The following is a 1825-nucleotide window of genomic DNA, read 5'->3' as shown; positions in this document are numbered from 1 at the left end:
GCAAACGTTCCATACCGCAAGAAGGCGTCCAATTCCCCTGAACTCAGCGGTAGAATCGCCGGACGGAACCGGCGATCAACAGAGCATGTGATTTCCATGGCTGGCCGTCACGAAGCCGTTCGAGGAGTTCGTCTTGTTCGTCTTCATCGAGCTTCGGGGGCCTTCCGCCCCCGAAGTTCGGAGTGAGGAGACCGAGTCCACCTTTGTTCCATCGTCGTACCCAGCGAGTCGCGGTTGCAGAGGACCTGCCGACGTCGTCGGCAGCGTCCTCAAGCGTTGCGCCTTTGTAGAGTCGCTTAACGAACGTCAGCCGCTTGCTTATTTTGTCATCGTCAGTCTCGTCGAGCAGCCGATCGAGATCGTCTTCGCTGAGATGGCGGACGATCTCTTTGTGACGATCTCCAGCCATAACGTTCGCTGTCCTGCGTCATCTTCATAACTTTTCTGGGTCATTATCCTTTCTGGGCAGCCCATCGATAGCCATTCTCCTTTCAACTGGGCTGATTCACGCTTATCTTGCATCCTTGAGATCGATCCCATAGAGTCAGTCCTTCGAAGCTATTCGGTATGAGAGGATACACTGACTGCTGACGGTTCGTAGATCAACATTTCTCCAATGCTCACATCGTACAACATCGTCTCGCGAGGCATCCGAGCGAGTCGATAGAGTGCATACATATCGCCGACCGCGCCCGCCGCGTTGGTGACGAGCGCAACGAGGACGGCTACGAGCAATGTCTCGCTCATGACCGGGAGAACTGCTACCCCAAATGCAGTAATAACGATCAATGGTGCACCTGCGATGAGTATATTGTCTCGACGTGTAATGGGCTGGCCGAACGCAGCCGCGTATACCCCCGGCATTGACCAGGCGACGCCGAACGTAACCCGATAGCCGAGTAGGCGCATGAGCGCTCCATGGATTGTTTCATGAGTCACGAGCGTTACTGGAATGGCGACCACGAACGCAAGGACACTAGACGGGCCAACCACAATAGCGACCTCGCCACCACGGAGTACCGCCGCGAGGCCGAGAAACACACCGAGAGAGAGGACAGTCAGAACAGTACCACCGACCTGCAGCCACCGAATCGGATACTCAAAACGGTACGGTCGGTGATAACCTGACAGGTCAGGATAGGATGGCATGGGGTCTTACTGTCGTATGACGCAGAAATTGGTTTCGATGGCTCCCGTCAATAGATGGTTGATCGTTGATGGGAGGTGGCTCGGCGTGATCAGCACGCTACTCCCGATAGGCCGCTCTTGCTGACAAGGGGATTTTGCATTGAATGAGGTGGGGCTACTGACAGTCTGTCAATTGTCATGTGGCTGCTGACAGGGGTTGGATATTCACCCTCATCAGCGAACATAAGCAAACCACACCTAGGGGATTTAATGTCACAGCAGGCTAATGACAAGCATGGAATGGTTGGGCGTATCCGGTGGAACAATCCTCAATACTGGAGTGCTGTTTCTATTTTTCTGGATGCTTATCGGTCTGTACGTCTATCGAGAAGCGAAAAAGGAGCAGCGATCATCCCCTCGACTGCGTGGGCTCGGCTGGGGAATGCTCGGCATAATCGGTGCAGTTGATTATCTCACAGATATCAAGGCCGAGGAAAAGGGCCGTCTGAGATGGTTGGGGTTCTCAGAGCCTGTCCAAGAAACATCGGCAAGGAAATCAGATTCTACGGATTCTGAGTTCACATGACGTAGATTTTATCTAGCGGAAACTCCTGTATAGCGTAAGGATCCATCCGTGACGTCTAACTTTATCCGATACGACCAAGATCAGCAACACCTCCTGCCGAAGAACGTCGCG

General features: G+C 53.6%; 2 protein-coding genes and 1 pseudogene. 1 reads left to right on the top strand and 2 read right to left on the bottom strand.

Going from position 1 to position 1825, the window contains the following annotated elements; all coding sequences use genetic code 11:
* Positions 1-79: 79 nt before the first annotated feature.
* Both C448_RS10535 and C448_RS15595 read right to left on the bottom strand, forming a co-directional pair.
* A pseudogene (locus C448_RS10535) lies at positions 80-409 on the bottom strand (helix-turn-helix domain-containing protein); the annotation flags it as partial.
* A gap of 149 nt (positions 410-558) precedes the next feature.
* Positions 559-1149, bottom strand: a complete 591-nt coding sequence (locus C448_RS15595; protein ID WP_080503194.1) for a DUF3267 domain-containing protein — start codon at positions 1147-1149, stop codon at positions 559-561.
* A 274-nt stretch (positions 1150-1423) separates the two neighbouring features.
* Here C448_RS15595 and C448_RS16000 point away from each other — a divergent pair, with 274 nt between their 5' ends.
* Positions 1424-1714 (top strand): hypothetical protein, encoded by a 291-nt coding sequence (locus C448_RS16000; RefSeq protein WP_152415567.1) that lies wholly within the window; start codon positions 1424-1426, stop codon positions 1712-1714.
* The last annotated feature ends 111 nt before the right edge of the window (positions 1715-1825 follow it).

Source organism: Halococcus morrhuae DSM 1307, from assembly GCF_000336695.1.
GTDB classification, from domain to species: domain Archaea; phylum Halobacteriota; class Halobacteria; order Halobacteriales; family Halococcaceae; genus Halococcus; species Halococcus morrhuae.
This window is presented reverse-complemented; position numbering and strand designations above follow the sequence as displayed.